Raw genomic sequence first — 20,782 nt, 5'->3', positions numbered from 1 at the left:
ATTTTATTTGGTTAGGGTTAACCAGTGCCATATCCTACAGAAATTGTATTTCTAATAAATATGCTTTTAAATACCTGACAGAGAAGATATTAATCTTCTCTGTTTTTTTATGTCTTGTTTGCAATAAATAAAATATTTTACGGTATTACTTTATAAGATAAGTAATTATGAATCACTTCTCTAATTGTTTTTTACTTTGATTTCCTCATGTAAAGACATAATTTGTCATATCCAAAATCAATTATTAAAAGAATTGCCAATTGAGACAATAAAAAAATTAAACGTTGAGGCTTTGGATTATAATAAAATTATAAGTAAAATAGATATGCTTTTTAAAACAAAATTATTTCTTTTAATCTTCTTATTTATCAATTTAAATTTGTTCTCGCAAAACAAAGAGGATAAATATATTGATCAAAACGGCTTTCGTAAGATTAATATAGTATCAAAAAAAGATACTATTTCTTTTTTGACAACAAATGCAGATAAAAAAATAATAAAGCCTACAATTCTATTTCTACAAGGATCATTAGCAAAGCCATTAATTTTTCATGATTCAACAGGTGCAAGTGTTACAGCATTTCCTTTTGAAATTGACGAATATTTAAAGAAGTTTAATTTTATTATCATTGCCAGACATGGGATTCCGATAGTTGGATCTTATGAAACTGATACTGAAGGCTATTTAGATATAAATGGTAAAGTTCCAATTGAATTTGTCAAAAATGATAATTTAAAATATAGAACAGCTCAGGCTAAAGCTGTTCTTAACTACCTATATAAGCAAAAATGGGTACAAAAAGATTCTATATTTGTGATAGGTCATTCAGAAGGATACAGAGTGGCAGCTAAGCTTTCAGAAAATAATAGAAAAATAGCTAAGTTGGTTTGTATGTCGGCTAATCCATTTAACAGAATAGCAGAATATGTACTAAAATCCAGAATAGAATCATTATCTACACCATCAGATAGTTTGCTTCAAAAAGAAATTGAGCAAGATATTGAGAGCTTTAAAAATATTCCAAAAAATATTGAACTGTATAAAAATGATTTCGAAACATATAATAGAATGAGTTATAATAATGTGTTGTCTTTTGAAAGTATGTTGAAATTTAAAAACCCTATTCTTATTACTTATGGAACTGAGGATATTGGATCGTTAAATAATGATTTGCTCCCTTTTTTGTTAAGGGAAAAAAAATTGACAATGTTTGTTTATCCGGATTTAGATCATAATTACAACAAAAAAGAAATTGATAAAAATGGTAAAGAACTCGAGAGTAGTTATCATTGGGATAGTGTTTTTAAAGATGTACAAAATTGGCTTTTAAAAAAAGTATAAAAGGATAAACTTTTAATTCACCACTGTTTATAATGTATTATTTAGTAAAAATTGAGACGTTTTTTATTAATTAATAGAATGATATTTTTTTTTAATTGAAATGAAAAGGAAAACGATTAATTTCGAACTTCTAGTTGGTAAATAGTATATTTTTGTAAGACATAAGATATTAATACTATTGCATAATGATTTAACTTTAAATTGAATTGAAAAAATTTACCAATTATAAGCAAGCAGATTATAAGGATTGCGGTCCTACATGTTTAAAGATTATAGCTAAACATTACGGCAAAACAATCCAGATTCAGGAGTTGAGGGACATTAGCGAAACAACTCGTGAAGGAAGTAACTTGCTTTTTTTGAGTGATGCAGCAGAGAAAATTGGTTTTAGGACCTTAGGGGTAAAATTAAATCTGGAGCGCTTAAAAGAAGCGCCATTGCCTTGTATTCTGCATTGGAATAAAAATCATTATGTTGTTCTTTATAAAATTAAAAAAGACACCTATTATATCTCGGATCCCGCCTTTGGTTTAATTGAATATAACAAAGAGGATTTTCTTAAATTTTGGATTGGAAACAATGCAGATGATTCTACTCAGGAAGGGGTTGCTTTATTGATGGAAGCCTCACCAAAGTTTTTTCAGTCTGAATTTGACAAGGAAGAAAATAGCGGCCTGGGCTTTAAATTATTGTCGCAATACGTATTGCGATACAAATCATTTCTAATACAGCTTAGCATTGGTTTGCTGGCCGGTAGTTTATTGCAATTGATTGCCCCTTTCCTAACCCAAAGTATTGTCGATGTTGGTATTCAAAACCAGAACCTGCAATTTATTTACCTGATTCTTTTTGCACAATTATTTCTTTTTGCCGGAAGAACAGGACTCGAACTCATCAGGAGCTGGATATTGCTGCATCTTTCTACCCGGATTAATATTTCGCTTATTTCAGATTTCTTCATCAAATTAATGAACCTGCCCATTTCCTTTTTTGATGTGCGAATGACCGGAGATATTATGCAGCGTATCAATGATCACCGCAGGATTGAACGCATTTTAACCACATCCTCATTAAGTGTTTTGTTCTCTGTCATCAATATGTTTGTTTTGGGAGGTGTTCTGGCTTATTTTAATTTGCAGATCTTTTTTGTTTTTTTTGCCGGCAGCATACTCTATTTTGTATGGATAACCTTGTTTTTAAAACGTAGGGAAGTTTTAGATTACAAGCGCTTTGCAGAGGTTTCTCAGGAGCAGAACAAAGTAATGGAACTTATTAACGGAATGCAGGAAATTAAGCTTCACAATGCCGAGAAACAAAAACGCTGGGGTTGGGAATATGTTCAGGCAAGACTTTTCAGGGTTTCGATAAAAGGACTTGTTTTAGAACAGACACAAACCATTGGTTCTTCTGTAATCAATGAGTTAAAAAATATTTTCATCACCTTTCTCTCTGCTAAACTGGTAATCGATGGTTCTATCACTCTTGGAATGATGCTGGCGATAAATTCGATTGCCGGGAGTTTAAACGGACCCATTATTCAGCTTATTACCTTTGTGAGAGACCTTCAGGATGCTAAAATCTCATTGGCCAGATTGTCTGAAATTCATGAGAAAGAAGATGAAACCCAGCAGGAAATTCATCAAACCAGTGATGTACCCTATGATTCAGATATTGATATAAAGGAGCTTTCGTATCGATATCTGGGTTCTGATGTTCCTGTTCTGGATAATTTAACCTTAAAGATTCCGGCCAATAAAGTAACCGCAATTGTAGGGGTTAGCGGAAGCGGAAAAACAACGCTTATGAAACTTCTCCTTAAGTTTTATGAGCCTGAAAAGGGAGAAGTAACCATAGGCAATACACAGTTGAAAAACATTTCACAAAAAGCCTGGCGCTCCAATATTGGGGCTGTGATGCAGGAAGGTTTTATCTTTAGTGATACCATTGCAAATAATATTGCCATTGGGGTGGATAAAGTTGATAAGGAACGATTGGTTTATGCATCGGATGTGGCCAATATAAAAGAATATATCAGTGGTTTGCCTCTTGGTTATAATACCAAAATTGGCGCTGAGGGAGTAGGAATGAGTACCGGACAGAAACAACGGCTCCTTATTGCAAGGGCTGTTTATAAAAACCCTGAAATATTATTTTTTGATGAAGCTACCTCAGCCTTAGATGCCAATAATGAAAAAGAGATTATGCAAAAACTCGATATTTTCTTTAAGGAGAAAACGGTTGTGGTGATTGCACACCGATTAAGCACCGTTATGAATGCAGATCAGATTGTGGTTCTGGACAAGGGGAAAATTATAGAAATAGGAAACCATTCGGCATTGGTAGAGCAAAAAGGGAATTATTTTGAACTGGTAAAAAATCAATTACAATTAGGAAATTAAATCATGGCTGAAGATACCGCATTTGAATTAAGAAGTGAAGAAGTTCAGGACATTCTCACCAAAGTACCACACTGGATGATACGTTGGGGAACGGTTTTGATCTTCGTAATTATCTTCATGCTGTTTTTTGTATCCTGGTTCATCAAATATCCCGATGTTGTAAATACCCAGATTGTCATTACCACCAATATTCCTCCGGAGAAAATTGTTTCAAAATCATCTGGTCGCATAGAGGCAATTTTGGTAAAGGACAAATCGGTAGTTTCAAAAAACAGTACACTGGCCATTATCGAAAATACAGCCAATTATAAAGATGTTTTTCTATTAAAGAAAATCGTTGATGCTTATAATATCAACAATCCGAAGACTGATTTTCCTTTTGGTTTGCTAAAGAATGCACAATTAGGAGAAATTGAAAGCGCTTTTGCTGTTTTCCAGAAAGATTATCAGGCAGAACAGCTAAACAAGAATCTGCAGCCTTTTGAAGTTGAGAACAGGGCACAGGTTTCTGAAAAAATCCAGATTAAGGAAAGACTCGAAATCCTGCAGCAGCAAAAAGTAATCAACGAAAGCGAACTGCAGCTTCAGAAAAATGAAATTGCCCGTTTTGAAACCCTTTTCAATAAAGGGATTATTTCGGCACAGGAAATGGAAGCTAAAAAGCTTGGATATCTTCAGGCGCAAAAGAATTATAAAAGCCTCCTGACGTCTATTTCTCAGTTAAGGTCTTCTTTGATTGATAATTCAAAATTAAGTCAGAATACGCAAATAAGTGGCACTAAAGAAGAAGTTACGCTGGGAAGAAATATGGCGCAATCTTTCTATCAGTTAAAAAAAGTAATAAAAGATTGGGAATTGGCTTATGCCTTAAAATCATCTGTTAGCGGAGTGGTTACTTTCTTGCAGGTTTGGACAGAAAACCAAACCATAAATATTGGTGATAATGTTTTCTCGATTATTCCCGACACCAAAAATGGGTTTGTGGGCAAAGTAAAAGCCCCGGCTCTGAATTCAGGTAAAATAAAAGTAGGTCAGGTAGTCAACATCAGGCTGGCCAATTTTCCGGATCGAGAATTTGGGGTATTAAAAGGCAGAATCAGAAACATTTCGTTGATTCCGGATAAAGATGGGAATTTATTACTGGATGTGGCCCTGCCAAACGGACTGCAGACCTCCTATAAAAAACAAATCGTATTCCAGCAGGAAATGAAAGGAAGTGCAGAAATCGTAACCGAAGACCTGAGATTAATCGAAAGAATCCTATATCAGTTCAAAAGTATCTTTGAACAGGTTTAAAATTTTAGATAAAATTCCCTGGTCAATTCTATATATTCCGGAGTGTAAACATGCCTGTCGATTTCGATAATCAATTCATCGATTTCAGGTTCTGGATTTTCATTTCGGCTAAAAGCCAATAAAGTGCGTTTTATTGCAGATGTTGAATTTCCTTTTACACGAGTGATTTTTATTGGATATAATTCGGATTCTTTTGCTAAAGCAATAAAGTTTTTTTCTTCTTTAAATGGAAGAATCACGGCAAATATTCCATTTTCAGAAAGTAATAAATCAGCAGCTTCGATTAGTTCCTCAAAAGGCATTGCATCTTGAAAACGTGCTAAATCACGCTGTTCGTTTTCAGTTTTATAATCTTCAGCGTAAAAAGGAGGGTTTGAAACAATCAAGTCATATTCGTCTTCCGGTTCTTCGATAAACTCATCTAAACCAGCATGAAAACAAAATAAGCGGTCGCCCCATGGAGAGTTCTCGAAATTATCAACTGCTTGTTCATAAGCTTCTTCGTCAATCTCAAGAGCATCAATCTGTTCAGCATGAGTTCGCTGGGCAAGCATCAAAGCGATGATTCCCGTTCCTGCACCAATGTCTAAAATACTAAACGGATTGTGATTTACTGGAGCCCATGCGCCTAATAAAACACCATCTGTTCCTACTTTCATGGCGCAGCGATCTTGTGCAACTAAAAATTGCTTAAACTGAAACATTTTGATTTATGATTAATAGGTTAACAATTGAATTTTTTACAAATTAAATATAATCTAAAAATCCAATAATCTAAGAAGTCTAAGATTTAATTAAAGATACATCTCTATCAATCCTTCAGGTAAATTCATGATCACTTTTTTATTTTCGCGGTCAATTTTTACAAGGAAATGATCGATCATCGGAATCAACATTTCTACTTCACCATTTAAAACTTCAAATAAAGGTTGTGCGGTAGTATCATTCACGGCAACGATTTTGCCAAAAACACCCACGCGTTGATCTTCGATTTCAAAACCGATAACTTCGTGGAAATAAAATTTGTTACCACTAAGTTTTGGTAACATATTTAGAGGGAGATAAATGGAATTACCCATAATAGCATCTGCATCTTCTTCGGTATTCATGTCTTCAAAACGAATTCTAAGAAAATCGTTTTTGTGCAATGAGCTTTTTTCAATAAAAAAAGGAACCAAGTGTTTATTGCATTCAATAAACACTGATTCCAGATTTTCGTATAACTCAGGTTCGTCCGTGTCTAAATAAGCCAGAACTTCACCTTTGAAACTAAATTTTTTAGCGATTTTACCTAAATAAAAACATTCTTCTTTACGCATTCTCGCTAAATATAATTATGCTTCAGTTGTTTCGTTATTTTCTTCAGCAGCAGGAGCTTCTTCAGTTGATTCTTCAACTTCAGCAACTTCTTCAGCTGCAGGAGTCGCAGCAGCGATAGCATCAGCTTCAGCCTGAGCTGCAGCAGCTAAACGTTTAGCGTTAACTTCTTGTTCTGCTTTAAAAGCTTTAGCTTTAGCATCAGCTTGCGCTTTTGTTAAACCGTCTTTTTTAGCATCAACTTTTCCAGCTTTAGCATCTAACCAAGCAGATAATTTAGCATCAGCTTGCTCTTGAGTTAAAGCACCTTTACGAATACCTCCATCAAGGTGGTGTTTCAATAAAGCTCCTTTGTAAGAAAGAATTGCTCTTGCAGTATCAGTTGGTTGTGCACCATTGTGTAACCATTTAACTGCACTATCAAGGTTTAAATCGATAGTTGCCGGGTTAGTGTTTGGATTGTAAGTACCGATTTTCTCTAAGTATTTACCATCTCTTTTTGAGCGTGCATCTGCAGCTACAACCCAGTAAAAAGGTTTTCCTTTTTTACCGTGTCTTTGTAATCTAATTTTTACTGACATAATCTTATGATTAAATTTTGAGGTACTCGACCTCTGTTAATTAAGGGCGCAAAGATATAATTTTTTTATGAATTATCCGTTCCAAACTTTATTAAATATGTTTGAGATGATTTTTTGCAGTTTTTTAAGGCTTTTCGGTTTTACATATTTAGATTAAATGCGGTTTTTTTACCTCAAATTCAATACTTTATGAAGAAATATTTCTGTCTGTTAATGACTATCGTTTTATTTATATCTTGTACTGAAGATATAAAATTCAATAATCCGGCATTTCAGGGTTTAAAAGATAATAATTTTTGGAGGGCTCAGAGTTACAATGCTTATACAACTACAAATGGAGAATTTATTATCGAAAGTGCTTTAGGTTTCGAAAAAGTAACTTTTAAGATGCCATATCCTACTCAAAAGACATATATATTAGGTATTGACAATATAACAACAGCGGCGTATTCCAATACTCTTCCTGCACAATCAGAAGAATTTACAACAGGAGAAAATACAGGCAGCGGGCAAATTACAGTAACAGAATTTAATACTGAAACGAAAACTATCTCGGGAACATTTAAATTTAAAGCAATAAATGTTGACAAAGGAAATGTCGCAAAGCCTGAGATTAATTTTACAGAAGGAGTTTTTTATAAAATTCCGGTTAATATTACTTCCAACTACTAAGAATTAAGTTTTTCATTTACAATTGTTTGGTTTTTATTTTTTTAAATCTAAATAAAAACATAAATAAACTAATATATAGTAGATTACAGAAAAATAAGACTACATTTGCTATATTATTATAAATAAGTACATATGAACATTTTTGTTGGAAGCCTTCCATTCAGTATTGAGGAAGCAGATTTAAGAGAGTCTTTCGAGGCTTACGGAGCAGTAGATTCAGTTAAGATCATTACTGATAAATTTACAGGAAGAAGCAAAGGTTTTGGTTTTGTTGAGATGCCAAACGATGCTGAAGCTCAAAAAGCAATTGATGAATTGAACGGAGCTACTGTTCAAGGTCGTGCAATTGTGGTTAATAAATCTGAACCGAAACCAGAAGGCGAAAGAAGAAGCTTCAACAATAACAGTCGTGGTGGAGATTCACGCGGTGGTTATGGTGGAGGAAACAGCCGTGGTGGAAATGACCGTGGTGGTAACAGAGGAGGATATTAATATTTTTTTCTAAATATATAAAAGGGATCAACGTAAGTTGATCCCTTTTTTTATGCAGTAAAATTTGTTTCAGGTTTCAGTTTTAATTTGTTTCACGTTCCAACAACCTGAAACCTGAAACAAAATAAAACTTGAAACAAAATAAATTATAAGTTCGCTACAAGCCAGTCTCCAACTTCGCTGGTTTTGTATGCTTTAGATCCTTTTACGGCTAAATCTTCTGTGACAACTCCTTGTTCTAATGATTTGTTTACAACTGCTCTGATGGCTTCGGCTTCATCTTTTAGTCCAAAAGCATCTTCGAACATCATTGCTGCAGATAAAATAGTCGCTAATGGGTTAGCAATATTTAATCCTGTTGCCTGTGGATAAGATCCGTGAATTGGTTCATATAAAGAAGTGTGCTCTCCTACAGAAGCAGATGGCATTAATCCCATTGAACCTGAAATTACAGAAGCTTCATCCGTTAAAATATCTCCAAATAAATTTTCAGTAATCAAAACATCATAGGAGTTTGGCCATTGAACCAAACGCATTGCAACTGCATCTACAAATTCGTAAGAAACGGTAACTTCAGGATAGTCTTTTTCCATTGCCTGAACTGTTTCTCTCCATAAACGAGAAGTTTCAAGAACATTCGCTTTATCAACGCAACATAATTTTTTGCTACGTGTCATTGCAAGTTCAAAACCTTTTTTAGCTAAACGCTGTACTTCGGCTCTTGTATAGACACAATTGTCGAAAGCAGTTTCTCCGTCGTCTCTTCTTCCTTTTTCTCCAAAGTAGATTCCTCCAGTTAATTCTCTTAAGAATACTAAATCTGTTCCTTCAATTCTTTCTCTTTTTAATGGAGAGTTGTCAATTAAAGAAGGGAAAGTAAAAGTAGGACGTACGTTTGCAAACAATCCTAATTTTTTACGCATCAATAATAATCCTTGCTCCGGACGAACTGGTGCACTAGGATCGTTATCGTATTTTGGATGACCAATTGCTCCAAATAAAACAGCATCGGCTTTCATGCAAACTTCGTGCGTTTCATCCGGATAAGGAACTCCAACTGCATCAATTGCAGCAGCGCCTGTTAATGCCGGTGTCCATGTTATTTCGTGATTGAATTTTTTTGCAATAGCATCAGATACTTTTACGGCTTCATTAATTACCTCAGGACCAATTCCGTCTCCTGCTAAAAGGGCTATGTTAAATTTCATTTTTTGATATTTGTTTGTTATTAAGGTTCAAAGTGGCAAAGGTTCAAAGGCTCAAAGTTTAAAAACAACAAAGAGAAAACCTTTTTCCCTCTGTAACTTTGAACCTTTGTGCCTTTTATTGCGTAATTACATTAAGCATTTTTTGAGTTGCAATAATTGCGGCAACAGTTTGATCTGAATCTAATCCGCGTGTTTTAAATTCTTTTCCATTATTTACCCAGGTTATGATTGTTTCACATAAAGCGTCAGAGCTGCTTCCAGGAGGAATTCTGACAGCATAATCAATCAATTTAGGAAGCGTTAGTTTTTTACTTTTGTAAATTTTAGATAAAGCATTCATAAAAGCATCAAACTGACCGTCACCTTGCGCATGTTCTTCTATGATTTCTCCATCAAGATTTAAACTTAATGTTGTCGATGGGCGTGTTCCTTTAGAATGTATTAATATATAAGATTCGATGGTAATTTTGTCCTGATAAGTATGACTGTCCAAAACATCTGAAATGATATACGGAAGATCTTCTTTGGTAACAGTTTCTTTTTTGTCGCCTAATTCGATGATTCTTTGTGTGACCAATTTCAAATCTTCCGGATTTAATTTTAAACCTAATTCCTGAAGATTTTTTTCGATATTGGCTTTTCCAGAAGTTTTTCCTAAAGCATATTTTCGTTTTCTCCCGAAGCGTTCCGGAAGCAGATCATTAAAATATAAATTGTTTTTATTGTCACCATCGGCATGAATTCCGGCAGTTTGCGTAAAAACATTATCACCAACAATAGGTTTATTGGCAGGAATTCTATAACCGGTAAAAGTCTCGACTAGTTTACTTACTGTATATAAAGAAGTTTCCTTGATGTTGATACTTACCTCTGGCAGGTAGTCATTTATAACAGCAACAGTACTTTCGAGAGGTGCATTTCCTGCTCGTTCTCCCATTCCATTTACCGTAACGTGAAGTCCGTTTATGCCTGCTTTTATAGCTTCCATAACATTGGCAACACTTAAGTCGTAATCGTTATGTGCATGAAAATCAAAATGTATTTGTGGATATTTTGCTCTGATTTTTGAAAGGAATTCGAAAGTCAATGAAGGAATCAAAACGCCTAAAGTATCAGGTAATAAAATTCTTTTGACTGGCTGAGTCGATAAAAAATCCAGAAATTGAAAAACATATTCCGGAGAATTTCTCATTCCGTTGCTCCAGTCTTCCAGATAAACGTTGGTTTCTATATTGTTTTCTTTTGCTAAAGCGATAATTTGTGCAATTTCAGAAAAGTGCTGTTCCGGAGTTTTTTTTAATTGATGCGTCAAGTGATTCATTGAACCTTTGGTCAATAAATTCTGCACTTTAGCACCTGCTTTTTTCATCCATTCGATCGAAACGCCACCGTCTACAAACGAAAGCACTTCGATCCTGTTAATATATCCTCGTTCTTCTGCCCAGGATGTAATGCCTTTTACGGCTTGAAATTCTCCTTCGCTTACACGAGCAGAAGCGATTTCGATTCTATCAATATTTAATTCCTCCAACAATAATTGCGCAATGGTTAATTTTTCTGCAGCAGAAAATGATACTCCTGAGGTTTGTTCACCATCACGAAGTGTCGTATCCATTATTTCAATTTTTCTTTTTTCCATATTGATATTCTAATTTCTAATGGGTTGGATATAATTGATATCCGCATTTTAATTTTTGACGCTGATTTTACGGATTCGCTATAACGGATTCGCTGATAAAAACGGATTTTTAGTATTCAATAAAATGAAAATCCGTGTCGATCCGTGCTTTTGCGATAGCAAATCTGTTTTATCTGCGTTCTATGTTTTCTAATTTAATTTAGAAAAACCCGACAAGTTTCAAAAACCTGTCGGGTCTAATAGATTGAACAAGATTTTTTTAGTAAGGAAGTTTATCGGCGAAAGTCACAATATCTTCTTTAATATTTTGTAAATAATCAATGTCATCAAAGCCATTAATCATGTTGTTCTTTTTGTATCCGTTAATTGCAAAAGATTCTTGCTGACCAGTTGCTAATAAAGTAATTGTTTGATTTGGCAAGTTGATTTCTAGTTGCGTATTAGGATCAGCTTCTATTGCTTTAAAAATCGTGTCAGCAAATTCCGGACTAACCTGAACTGGTAAAACCCCGATATTTAAACAGTTTCCTTTAAAGATATCAGCAAAGAAACTAGAAACTACAGCTCTAAAACCGTAATCGTAAACTGCCCAGGCAGCATGTTCTCTAGAAGATCCTGAACCGAAGTTTTTTCCTCCAACAAGAATTTTTCCGCTGTAAGTTGAATCGTTTAAAACGAAATCAGCTTTTGGAGTATCATCTCCGTTGTATCTCCAGTCTCTGAAAAGATTGTCTCCAAAACCTTCACGTTTTGTAGCTTTCAGGAAACGAGCCGGGATGATTTGATCTGTATCTACGTTCTCAATTGGCAGCGGCACTGCACTGCTGGTAAGTATATTAAATTTATCGTATGCCATTTTTTGGAATTTTAGATTTTAGATTTTAGATTTTAGATTTTCTTTTGAAAACTTAAAACTTAGAACCTAAAAATGTTTTGTATTAAATAATGTAAATCAATTTTATTTGAAGAAGTTTAGATAAAGATTGCTCATGGTTGAAAAATCTAAAATCTCCAATCTAAAATAACTCGCGCGGGTCTGTTAGTTTTCCGGTAACAGCAGCAGCGGCAGCCATAATTGGACTCGCTAATAATGTTCTTGAACCAGGACCCTGACGACCTTCAAAGTTTCTGTTTGAAGTACTTACTGCATATTTGCCAGCAGGAACTTTATCATCGTTCATTGCTAAACACGCTGAACAACCCGGCTGACGTAATACAAAACCAGCTTCTGTAAGAATATCTAAAATACCTTCTTCTTTAATCTGAGCTTCAACAACGTGAGAACCCGGAACTAACCAAGCGGTAACATTATCTGCTTTTTTTCTTCCTTTTACAATTTCGGCGAAAGCCCTAAAATCTTCAATACGTCCGTTTGTACAACTTCCTAAGAAAACATAATCAATTGGTTTTCCAATCATCACATCATCTTCCTGGAAGCCCATATAAGCTAACGATTTTTTGTAAGTTTCCTCACCGCCTTCAACTTGATTAGCGTTCGGAATATGTTTAGAGATACCAATTCCCATTCCTGGGTTAGTACCATAAGTAATCATTGGTTCGATATCTGAAGCTTTGATGTTTAATTCAGCATCAAAAACAGCATCATCATCCGTTTTAAGAGTCTTCCAGTATTCAACTGCTTTTGTCCATGCTTCACCTTTAGGAGCAAACAATCTTCCTTCAAGGAAATCAAAAGTAGTTTGGTCAGGAGCAATCATACCACCACGAGCACCCATTTCGATACTTAGGTTACAAACCGTCATACGACCTTCCATAGTCATGTTTTCGAAAACATCTCCGGCGTATTCAACAAAATAACCTGTTCCTCCGGAAGTAGTCAATTGAGCAATAATATAAAGTGCAACGTCTTTAGGGCCAACACCTTTACTTAATTGACCGTTTACGTTGATACGCATTTTCTTTGGTTTTGGCTGCATAATACATTGAGTAGAAAGCACCATTTCAACCTCAGAAGTTCCGATACCGAAAGCAATCGCTCCAAAAGCACCGTGAGTAGACGTGTGAGAATCTCCACAAACAATAGTAGCACCTGGCAAAGTAATTCCGTTTTCAGGACCAACTACGTGTACAATTCCATTTTTAATGTGACCTAACCCCCAGTGCGAAATTCCGTATTCGGCAGCATTATCTTCAAGAGCTTTAAGCTGATTTGCAGATAGTGCATCTTCAACTGGTAAATGTTGGTTTATGGTTGGTGTATTGTGATCTGCAGTTGCAAAAGTACGCTCAGGGTATAAAACCTTAACGCCTCTGGCTTTTAATCCTAAAAAAGCAACAGGACTCGTAACCTCATGAATGAAATGACGGTCAATAAAAAACACATCTGGTCCATCTTCAATTTTACGCACTACATGTGAATCCCATACTTTGTCAAATAATGTCTTACTCATTTTTATTTTTTTTAATTGTAATTTCTAACCACAGCAATTTCCTGCTCATTATAATAGGAAAACAAAATTAGAAAAAGATATAAGGGCGTCAATTTCAATATTTCATTATATACGATACCCAAACTTAAATACAAATTGTGATTGGCTTTTTTTCCTTAGATTTGATTGTAGAATGAATATAAATTGGTTTTCCTTTTCCTTTTCAGGTTAATTTTGATTTGATTGCTTTAATTTTAATAGTTGGCAAATTTATCTCAAAATCAATATAAAATATAGGTTTTTATTCAAAAAAATGTAACAAAATGAGTTAAAATAGTAATAATTATTAGGTTTGATTTGTTTTGAAGTTTTTGTTTTTATGGATTTTAATGGCTTTAAAAGCTAATTTTTGAAGTTTTTAAATATTCTGAAATTCATTAAAATACTACGACATCCAAGAAGTGTATTTTTATGAAATTTTATGATTTTTAATGTAAAAATGAATTTGTTGAAGAAGATAGTTTTAAAGATTAATTCAATGAGTTTTTGAATTCCAATGGCGTTAGATTGGTTTTCTTTTTGAAGAGTTTGCTAAACGACTGAGGATATTCAAAACCCAATTGATAGGCTATTTCTGCTACCGAAAGATTGGTTGAAATTAGGAAATCTTTTGATTTTTCGATGAGTTTCGAATGAATGTGTTGTTGTGCATTTTGTCCGGTCAGATTGCGGAGCATATCGCTAAGGTAATGCGTAGAAACGTTGATTTGCGAAGCAAGAAAATCTACTGTAGGTAATCCTTTTTTTAAGGTTTCGGCATTATTAAGATAATTGTCCAGCGTTTCTTCGACTTTCAGTAATAAATCGTGGTTGATTGTTTTTCGGGTAATGAATTGACGTTTGTAAAAACGATTACTGTAATTAAGCAAAACATCAATATAAGAAACGATTACATCCTGACTCATTTCGTCAATAGCCGTATGAAGTTCATTGTCAATGCTGGTTAATAATCCTATGATAGTTGTTTTTTCGCTATCAGAAAGATGAAGCGCTTCATTGGTATCATAAGAGAAAAAGCCATATTTTTTGATCGTTTTTCCTAAAGGATAATTTCTAATAAAGTCTGGGTGAAAAAGCAGCGTATAGCCAAAATATTCAACTCCTTCCTGATTATCGGTAAAAATCAATTGATTGGGAGATGTAAACATTAATCCGCCTTCATTAAAATCATAATAACCCTGACCGTAACCCATTTTTCCGTTAGTAGAATATTTATAGGATATTTTATAAAAATCGAGCAGAAAATGGTTATTAGTTAAATCAGCATTTATAATGAGTTTGGTATTATCAACCAAGGTAATCATAGGATGAAGCGGCTTTGGTAGCTGAAACAAACTATGAAATTGTGATATTGAGGAAATTTTTGACGGATTGTTGTTTTTCTTTTCCATGACATAAAGTTATAAAAATTTGAAAATTAATCAGGCTTTCCGAAAAGTATTGAACAGTCTCTTTTTAATTTTGAAAGAATAGCTTCGGAGAAGCGAAATATTGATAGAAATCATATTAATTATTGATAGCAAAGCTCCAGCGGATCGAAATATTTTTAATACTGCTTTATTTCGCTCCGCTGGAGTTCTTTTACATCCGCATGATTGAATTTCTATACATATTCTGCCCCGCTGGGGCTTAATAAAATTAAAAAGAATGTTGAATGTTTTTTGGGAAGCCCTAACGGGAATTATTATGCTCCCAAAAATTGTTTGCCAAATGCAGCGCGAAAAACTTCGTCACCTTGTTCCTGTCTTTGTTTGTAAAGTGCTTTTGCATCTTCTCCGGCTACATATCTCAGTTGGGTTTTTCCGTCAGTAGCAGCTTCGTAAACAACATCAGCAATTTGTTCCGGTGTTGATGCCATTTCAAACATTACATCTACATTTTCAAACATTTTGTTTGCCATTGCCTGATATTCAGGTTTAACGCCGGTGTCAAGCGAACCGTGAAGGAATTCTGTTTTAATACCGCCCGGAGAAACCGTTTTAATATTGATTCCAAATGGATTTAATTCATAAGCCATACTTTCGCTCCAGCCTTCCAGTCCCCATTTTGTTGCATGATATACAGATCCTAAAGGAAAAGAAATCAATCCGCCAATAGAAGTTGTGGAGATAAATAATCCACTTTTTCTTTCTCTGAAATACGGAATAAAAGCATTGGTAACACGAATTACGCCTAATAAATTTGTGTTTAATTGTTTTGTGATTTGATCGTCATTAAAGCTTTCCAAAGGACCAATTAAACCATAACCTGCATTGTTAAAAACGATATCAATATCGCTTAATTCCAATGCTTTTTTAACGGTGCTTTGTATTTGGTCGTAATTCGTAACGTCTAATGGTAAAAGCGTTACATTGTTTAAGTTAGAAAGTTCAGTTTCTTTTTCAGGATTTCTCATTGTTGCGATAACATTCCATCCTTTTTGTTGAAATAATTTTGCTGTAGCTTTTCCTAATCCTGATGATGCGCCTGTGATAAAAATAGTTTTCATAATAATTTGTTTTAAATTGATAAGGCAAAGTTCAGGATAGAGTGCAGTTTAAAAGTGTTCATTTTGGTGCAATGAGTATCCAAAATGAATAATCGAAGTTTTTAACCTCAAATAATCTAAATTTTATCATTTTTATTGCTTTTTAACAGTTTCTAATAATGATTTTGATTAATGCTTTTTGTTCAATTCTTTATTTCCTTAAGCCAAAAAAAAGCGTAAATTTGAACTTCCTCCATTTTCCATAAAGCAATTTTTATAATCCATATAATCAGAGATTTATATTTGGAAAAATTGGAATTTGGAATTTTAATTTTGTCTTTTAAGCTTATGTATTTAATATTCGATACTGAAACAACTGGATTACCAAAACGTTGGGATGCTCCAATTACTGATTCTGATAACTGGCCTCGCTGTATTCAGATCGCCTGGCAGCTTCACGACGAAATGGGGCAATTGATCGAACATCAGGATTACTTGGTTAAGCCTGACGGATTTAATATTCCGTATGATGCAGAACGTATTCACGGAATTTCTACTGAATTGGCTGAAGCCGATGGAATCACTTTGGCCGAAGTTTTAGAGAAATTTAATATCGCTTTAAGTAAAACTAAATTTATTGTAGGTCAGAATTTAGGTTTCGACGTTAATATTATGGGAGCTGAATTTCATAGAATGAGCGTAGATTCTCCTATGAGTACAATGCCGGTTTTAGATACTTGTACTGAGGTTACGGCGTCATTATTAAAACTTCCGGGTGGTCGTGGAGGGAGATTCAAATTACCAACACTAACAGAGTTACACGAATATCTTTTTAATAAACCTTTTGCAGAAGCGCACAACGCAACTGCCGACGTTGAGGCAACTACGCGTTGTTTTTTAGAGTTAATCAGAAGAGAAGTTTTTACCAAAGAAGAACTGGATGTTCCAAAGGATTATTTTAAGGAATTCCAGAATAGAAATCCACAGGAATTTCCTTTAATTGGTTTAAAACATATTAATTTAAAAGCAGCTTCTGATAAAATTAGAGAGCAGCTAAAAGCTTTAGAATCGGTTGGTAAAGAAACTACGGTTTCACATTCTGACAGAGAAGATTTTAAATCGGCAAAATATGCGCATTTACACAATCATACCCAGTTTTCGGTTTTACAGTCAACAATAGGTATTGGTAATATTGTTGCTGCTACAGCCAAAAACGGAATGCCGGCCGTTGCGATGACTGATACTGGTAATATGATGGGGGCTTTCCATTTTGTGAGCGCCGTTATGAACCATAATAAAGCAGCATCCGGAAAAAATAAAGCTTTGGTTGAAGCTGGTGAAGAACCAACAGAAACTGAAATCAAGCCAATTGTAGGATGTGAATTTAATGTTTGTGACAATCACCTGGATAAAAGTAAAAAAGACAACGGTAATCAGGTTGTGTTATTGGCCAAAAATAAAAACGGCTATCACAATCTGGCAAAAATGTCGTCGATTGCCTTTACAGACGGATTTTATTACGTTCCCAGAATTGATCGTGCAATTGTTGAAAAATACAAAGAAGATATCATGGTTTTGTCCGGGAATTTATATGGAGAAATCCAGAGTAAAATTCTAAACGTTGGTGAAAATCAGGCCGAAGAAGCTTTGATTTGGTGGAAAGAGCAATTTGGGGATGACTTTTATTTAGAAGTAATGCGCCACAATCAGGAAGACGAAAATCGTGTAAACAAAACCCTGATTGAGTTTTCTCAAAAACACAACGTCAAATTAATTGCGACAAACAATACCTATTATTTAAATAAAGAAGATGCCAATGCGCACGATATTTTGTTGTGTGTAAAAGATGGTGAAAAACAAGCTACGCCAATTGGTCGTGGTCGCGGATATCGTTACGGATTGCCTAATCAGGAATACTACTATAAATCATCAGAAGAGATGAAAAAACTCTTCGCTGATTTGCCTGAAGCCATTATCAATATTCAGGAAATTGTAGATAAGGTTGAGATTTATTCACTTTATCGAGATGTATTACTTCCTAAATTTGATATTCCAGAAGAGTTTGTAGTTCCAGAAGATGAAGCTGATGGCGGAGTTCGGGGTGAAAATAAATACCTGCGACACCTGACAATGGTAGGAGCGAAAAAACGATATGGAGAAATTACAGAATCGATTCAGGAACGTTTGGATTTTGAGTTACTAACCATTTCCAACTCAGGATATCCGGGTTACTTTTTGATTGTTCAGGATTTCATCGCCGAAGCAAGAAATATGGATGTTTCGGTAGGACCGGGACGTGGATCTGCAGCGGGCTCTGCCGTAGCTTATTGTTTAGGGATAACCAATATTGACCCTATTAAGTACGATTTGCTTTTTGAGCGTTTCCTGAATCCGGATCGTGTATCCATGCCCGATATTGATATTGACTTTGATGATGAGGGTCGTGGTCGTGTTATGGATTATGTAATCAAAAAATACGGTCAAAAACAGGTTGCGCAGATTATCACTTATGGTAAAATGGCAACCAAATCAGCAATTCGTGATACAGCTCGTGTACTGGATTTACCTTTGTTTGAAGCCGATAGAATTGCAAAACTGATTCCGGCAATGATGCCATCTAAATGGAATCTTGCGCGTTTTATTTCTGAAAACGAAGACGAGGTTAAAAAAGCCCTTCGTTCTGATGAATTTGATAATGTAAAAGAATTAATCGCCATTGCCAACGAAGATGATTTGGCGGGAGAAACCATTCAGCAGGCAAAAATCCTGGAAGGATCCATGCGAAATACCGGAATTCATGCCTGTGGAGTAATTATTACACCATCGGATATTACAAATTATGTTCCCGTTACCACCGCAAAAGATTCTGATTTATATGTAACACAGTTTGATAACTCGGTTGCAGAAAGTGCAGGATTGCTGAAGATGGACTTCTTGGGTCTAAAGACCCTTACCTTAATAAAAGACACCGTTAAACTGGTAAAATATAGAAACGGAATTGATCTCGATCCGGATACGTTCCCAATTGATGATGTTGAGACTTATGCACTTTTCCAGAGAGGAGAAACGGTTGGAATCTTTCAATACGAGTCACCCGGAATGCAGAAATACATGAAGGATCTGAAGCCAACGGTTTTTGGAGATTTAATTGCCATGAATGCCTTATATCGTCCGGGACCTTTGGAGTATATCCCATCTTTCGTAAGAAGAAAAAATGGTGAAGAAGAAATCAAATACGATTTAGATGCTTGTGAAGAATATTTAGGAGAAACCTACGGGATTACCGTTTACCAAGAGCAGGTAATGCTTTTGTCGCAATCGCTGGCTGACTTTACAAAAGGTGAGGCCGACGTTTTGCGTAAAGCGATGGGTAAGAAACAAAAGGATGTACTGGATAAAATGAAACCTAAGTTCGTAGAACAAGCGGCAAAAAAAGGTCACGATGCAAAAGTTCTGGAGAAAATCTGGAAAGACTGGGAAGCATTTGCGAGTTACGCCTTTAACAAATCGCACTCAACTTGTTATGCCTGGATTGCGTATCAAACCGCTTATTTAAAAGCACATTATCCGGCAGAATATATGGCGGCGGTACTTTCGAATAATATGAATGATATTAAACAAGTATCATTTTTTATGGAAGAATGTAAACGAATGGGATTACAGGTTTTAGGACCAGATGTAAACGAATCGTTTTACAAATTTACCGTAAATGATGAATACGCTGTCCGTTTTGGTATGGGAGCGATTAAAGGAGTAGGTTCCGGAGCTGTAGCAACCATTGTAGAAAGCAGAAAAGATGGTAAGTACAAATCGATTTTTGATTTGGCTAAACGTATCGATTTGCGTGCAGCCAATAAAAAAGCAATCGAAAATCTGGCTTTGGCTGGTGGTTTTGATTCATTTGAGGGAACTACAAGAGCGCAATATTTTCATGATGATGGTGACGGAATTACTTTTTATGAAAAAGCGATTCGTTACGGATCGAAGTTTCAGGAAAATGAAAACTCATCTCAGGTAAGTTTGTTTGGAGAAGCAAGTGAAGTTCAGATTGCAGAGCCTGTTGTGCCTCCTTGCGAAGATTGGAGTACCATGGAAAAATTGGCGAAAGAAAAAGAAGTTGTTGGAATTTATATTTCCGGACATCCTCTTGATGATTTCAGATTTGAGATGAAATACTTTTGTAATGCCAGATTAGAAGCCCTTAAAAGTATGAATGAATATGTGGGTAAAAATCTAAATTTTGCCGGAATCATTAATAATGTACAGCACCGTGTGGCTAAAAACGGAAAAGGCTGGGCAGTATTTAATTTAGAAGGATATGATGAAAGTTATGAATTTAAAATTTTTGGTGAAGAATATTTAAAATTCCGCCATTTCCTGATTCAGAATAACTTTGCTTTCCTGAAAATAGTAATAAAAGATGGCTGGGTAAATCATGACACCGGTAAAAAGTCAGATCCAAGAATGCAATTTGTTGAGATTAGGCAGTTGCAGGATATTTTAGAAGCTTTTGCTAAAAAGCTGATTTTGTTGTTGAATATAAAAGATTTACAAGCAGAATTTATTCATAATCTGAGTCAGTTGTTTAATGCCAATAAAGGTGATAATGCCGTGACTTTTGAAATAATGGAACTAGAGAAAATCAAACGTTTGGTTGAGGTAGAAACTCCCGCTGATTTTGAAGAAGCAGATGATGCTGTTTTTGTAGACGAGAATGAAGATACTGATACGCCACAAGAAAATAAAATTCAGGAAGTAAATGAGGTCGAAGAAATAAAAGTAGTTACTAAACTAACAATGCCTAGTCGTAGGCTAAAAGTTAAGATTTCAACTGAGTTATTGATAGAATTAGAAAAAATGCAGGTAAATTTTAAGCTGAACTAAATTTTAACAGTTAAAATTTAGAAGAATGCATTTTT

At 34.9% G+C, this 20,782-nt stretch carries 15 protein-coding genes; 6 read left to right on the top strand and 9 right to left on the bottom strand.

Annotation, left to right across the window (positions count from 1 at the left end; all coding sequences use genetic code 11):
• Positions 1 to 253: 253 nt before the first annotated feature.
• From RC62_RS17335 to RC62_RS17325, 3 genes are all read left to right on the top strand, one after another.
• The gene (locus tag RC62_RS17335; RefSeq protein WP_055097430.1) at positions 254 to 1,342 is read left to right on the top strand and encodes an acyl-CoA thioester hydrolase/BAAT C-terminal domain-containing protein; all 1,089 of its coding nucleotides are present in this window, start codon (positions 254 to 256) and stop codon (positions 1,340 to 1,342) included.
• A 206-nt stretch (positions 1,343 to 1,548) separates the two neighbouring features.
• Positions 1,549 to 3,741, top strand: a complete 2,193-nt coding sequence (locus RC62_RS17330; protein ID WP_055097429.1) for a peptidase domain-containing ABC transporter — start codon at positions 1,549 to 1,551, stop codon at positions 3,739 to 3,741.
• A 3-nt stretch (positions 3,742 to 3,744) separates the two neighbouring features.
• Positions 3,745 to 5,037, top strand: coding sequence for an HlyD family secretion protein (locus tag RC62_RS17325; protein ID WP_055097427.1), 1,293 nt, complete (start codon positions 3,745 to 3,747; stop codon positions 5,035 to 5,037).
• Here the strand turns inward: RC62_RS17325 and RC62_RS17320 are convergent.
• The 3 genes from RC62_RS17320 to RC62_RS17310 all read right to left on the bottom strand — a co-directional run bounded on the left by RC62_RS17320 (position 5,034) and on the right by RC62_RS17310 (position 6,935).
• Positions 5,034 to 5,741: a tRNA1(Val) (adenine(37)-N6)-methyltransferase gene (locus RC62_RS17320; protein ID WP_055097426.1), complete on the bottom strand. Its 708-nt coding sequence runs from the start codon at positions 5,739 to 5,741 to the stop codon at positions 5,034 to 5,036. The two genes, RC62_RS17325 and RC62_RS17320, sit on opposite strands and share 4 nt — an antisense overlap.
• Positions 5,742 to 5,831: 90 nt before the next feature.
• A complete protein-coding gene (gene rimM, locus RC62_RS17315; RefSeq protein WP_055097425.1) occupies positions 5,832 to 6,356 on the bottom strand; it encodes a ribosome maturation factor RimM in 525 nt (174 codons plus the stop codon).
• Positions 6,357 to 6,371: 15 nt separating this feature from the next.
• The gene (locus RC62_RS17310; protein WP_055097423.1) at positions 6,372 to 6,935 is read right to left on the bottom strand and encodes a 30S ribosomal protein S16; all 564 of its coding nucleotides are present in this window, start codon (positions 6,933 to 6,935) and stop codon (positions 6,372 to 6,374) included.
• Between the two features lie 189 nt (positions 6,936 to 7,124).
• Here RC62_RS17310 and RC62_RS17305 point away from each other — a divergent pair, with 189 nt between their 5' ends.
• Positions 7,125 to 7,607 (top strand): DUF6252 family protein, encoded by a 483-nt coding sequence (locus tag RC62_RS17305; RefSeq protein WP_055097421.1) that lies wholly within the window; start codon positions 7,125 to 7,127, stop codon positions 7,605 to 7,607.
• 132 nt (positions 7,608 to 7,739) lie between these two features.
• Positions 7,740 to 8,099 (top strand): RNA recognition motif domain-containing protein, encoded by a 360-nt coding sequence (locus RC62_RS17300; protein WP_026982652.1) that lies wholly within the window; start codon positions 7,740 to 7,742, stop codon positions 8,097 to 8,099.
• A gap of 146 nt (positions 8,100 to 8,245) precedes the next feature.
• On the opposite strand, the gene leuB is transcribed toward RC62_RS17300, so the two are convergent.
• The 6 genes from leuB to RC62_RS17270 all read right to left on the bottom strand — a co-directional run bounded on the left by leuB (position 8,246) and on the right by RC62_RS17270 (position 15,884).
• A complete protein-coding gene (leuB, locus tag RC62_RS17295) occupies positions 8,246 to 9,307 on the bottom strand; it encodes a 3-isopropylmalate dehydrogenase (protein WP_055097420.1) in 1,062 nt (353 codons plus the stop codon).
• Positions 9,308 to 9,422: 115 nt separating this feature from the next.
• Positions 9,423 to 10,946: an alpha-isopropylmalate synthase regulatory domain-containing protein gene (locus RC62_RS17290; RefSeq protein WP_055097419.1), complete on the bottom strand. Its 1,524-nt coding sequence runs from the start codon at positions 10,944 to 10,946 to the stop codon at positions 9,423 to 9,425.
• 259 nt (positions 10,947 to 11,205) lie between these two features.
• Positions 11,206 to 11,802, bottom strand: coding sequence for a 3-isopropylmalate dehydratase small subunit (gene leuD, locus RC62_RS17285; protein WP_055097418.1), 597 nt, complete (start codon positions 11,800 to 11,802; stop codon positions 11,206 to 11,208).
• Between the two features lie 160 nt (positions 11,803 to 11,962).
• Positions 11,963 to 13,357, bottom strand: coding sequence for a 3-isopropylmalate dehydratase large subunit (gene leuC, locus RC62_RS17280; protein ID WP_055097417.1), 1,395 nt, complete (start codon positions 13,355 to 13,357; stop codon positions 11,963 to 11,965).
• Positions 13,358 to 13,866: 509 nt separating this feature from the next.
• Positions 13,867 to 14,787: a helix-turn-helix domain-containing protein gene (locus tag RC62_RS17275; protein ID WP_055097415.1), complete on the bottom strand. Its 921-nt coding sequence runs from the start codon at positions 14,785 to 14,787 to the stop codon at positions 13,867 to 13,869.
• Positions 14,788 to 15,080: 293 nt separating this feature from the next.
• Positions 15,081 to 15,884, bottom strand: coding sequence for an SDR family oxidoreductase (locus RC62_RS17270; protein ID WP_055097413.1), 804 nt, complete (start codon positions 15,882 to 15,884; stop codon positions 15,081 to 15,083).
• Between the two features lie 327 nt (positions 15,885 to 16,211).
• On the opposite strand from RC62_RS17270, the gene dnaE reads away from it, so the two are divergent.
• Positions 16,212 to 20,747: a DNA polymerase III subunit alpha gene (dnaE, locus tag RC62_RS17265; protein WP_055097765.1), complete on the top strand. Its 4,536-nt coding sequence runs from the start codon at positions 16,212 to 16,214 to the stop codon at positions 20,745 to 20,747.
• Positions 20,748 to 20,782: the final 35 nt, after the last annotated feature.

The organism is Flavobacterium aquidurense (assembly GCF_001404985.1).
GTDB lineage: Bacteria > Bacteroidota > Bacteroidia > Flavobacteriales > Flavobacteriaceae > Flavobacterium > Flavobacterium aquidurense_B.
This window is presented reverse-complemented; position numbering and strand designations above follow the sequence as displayed.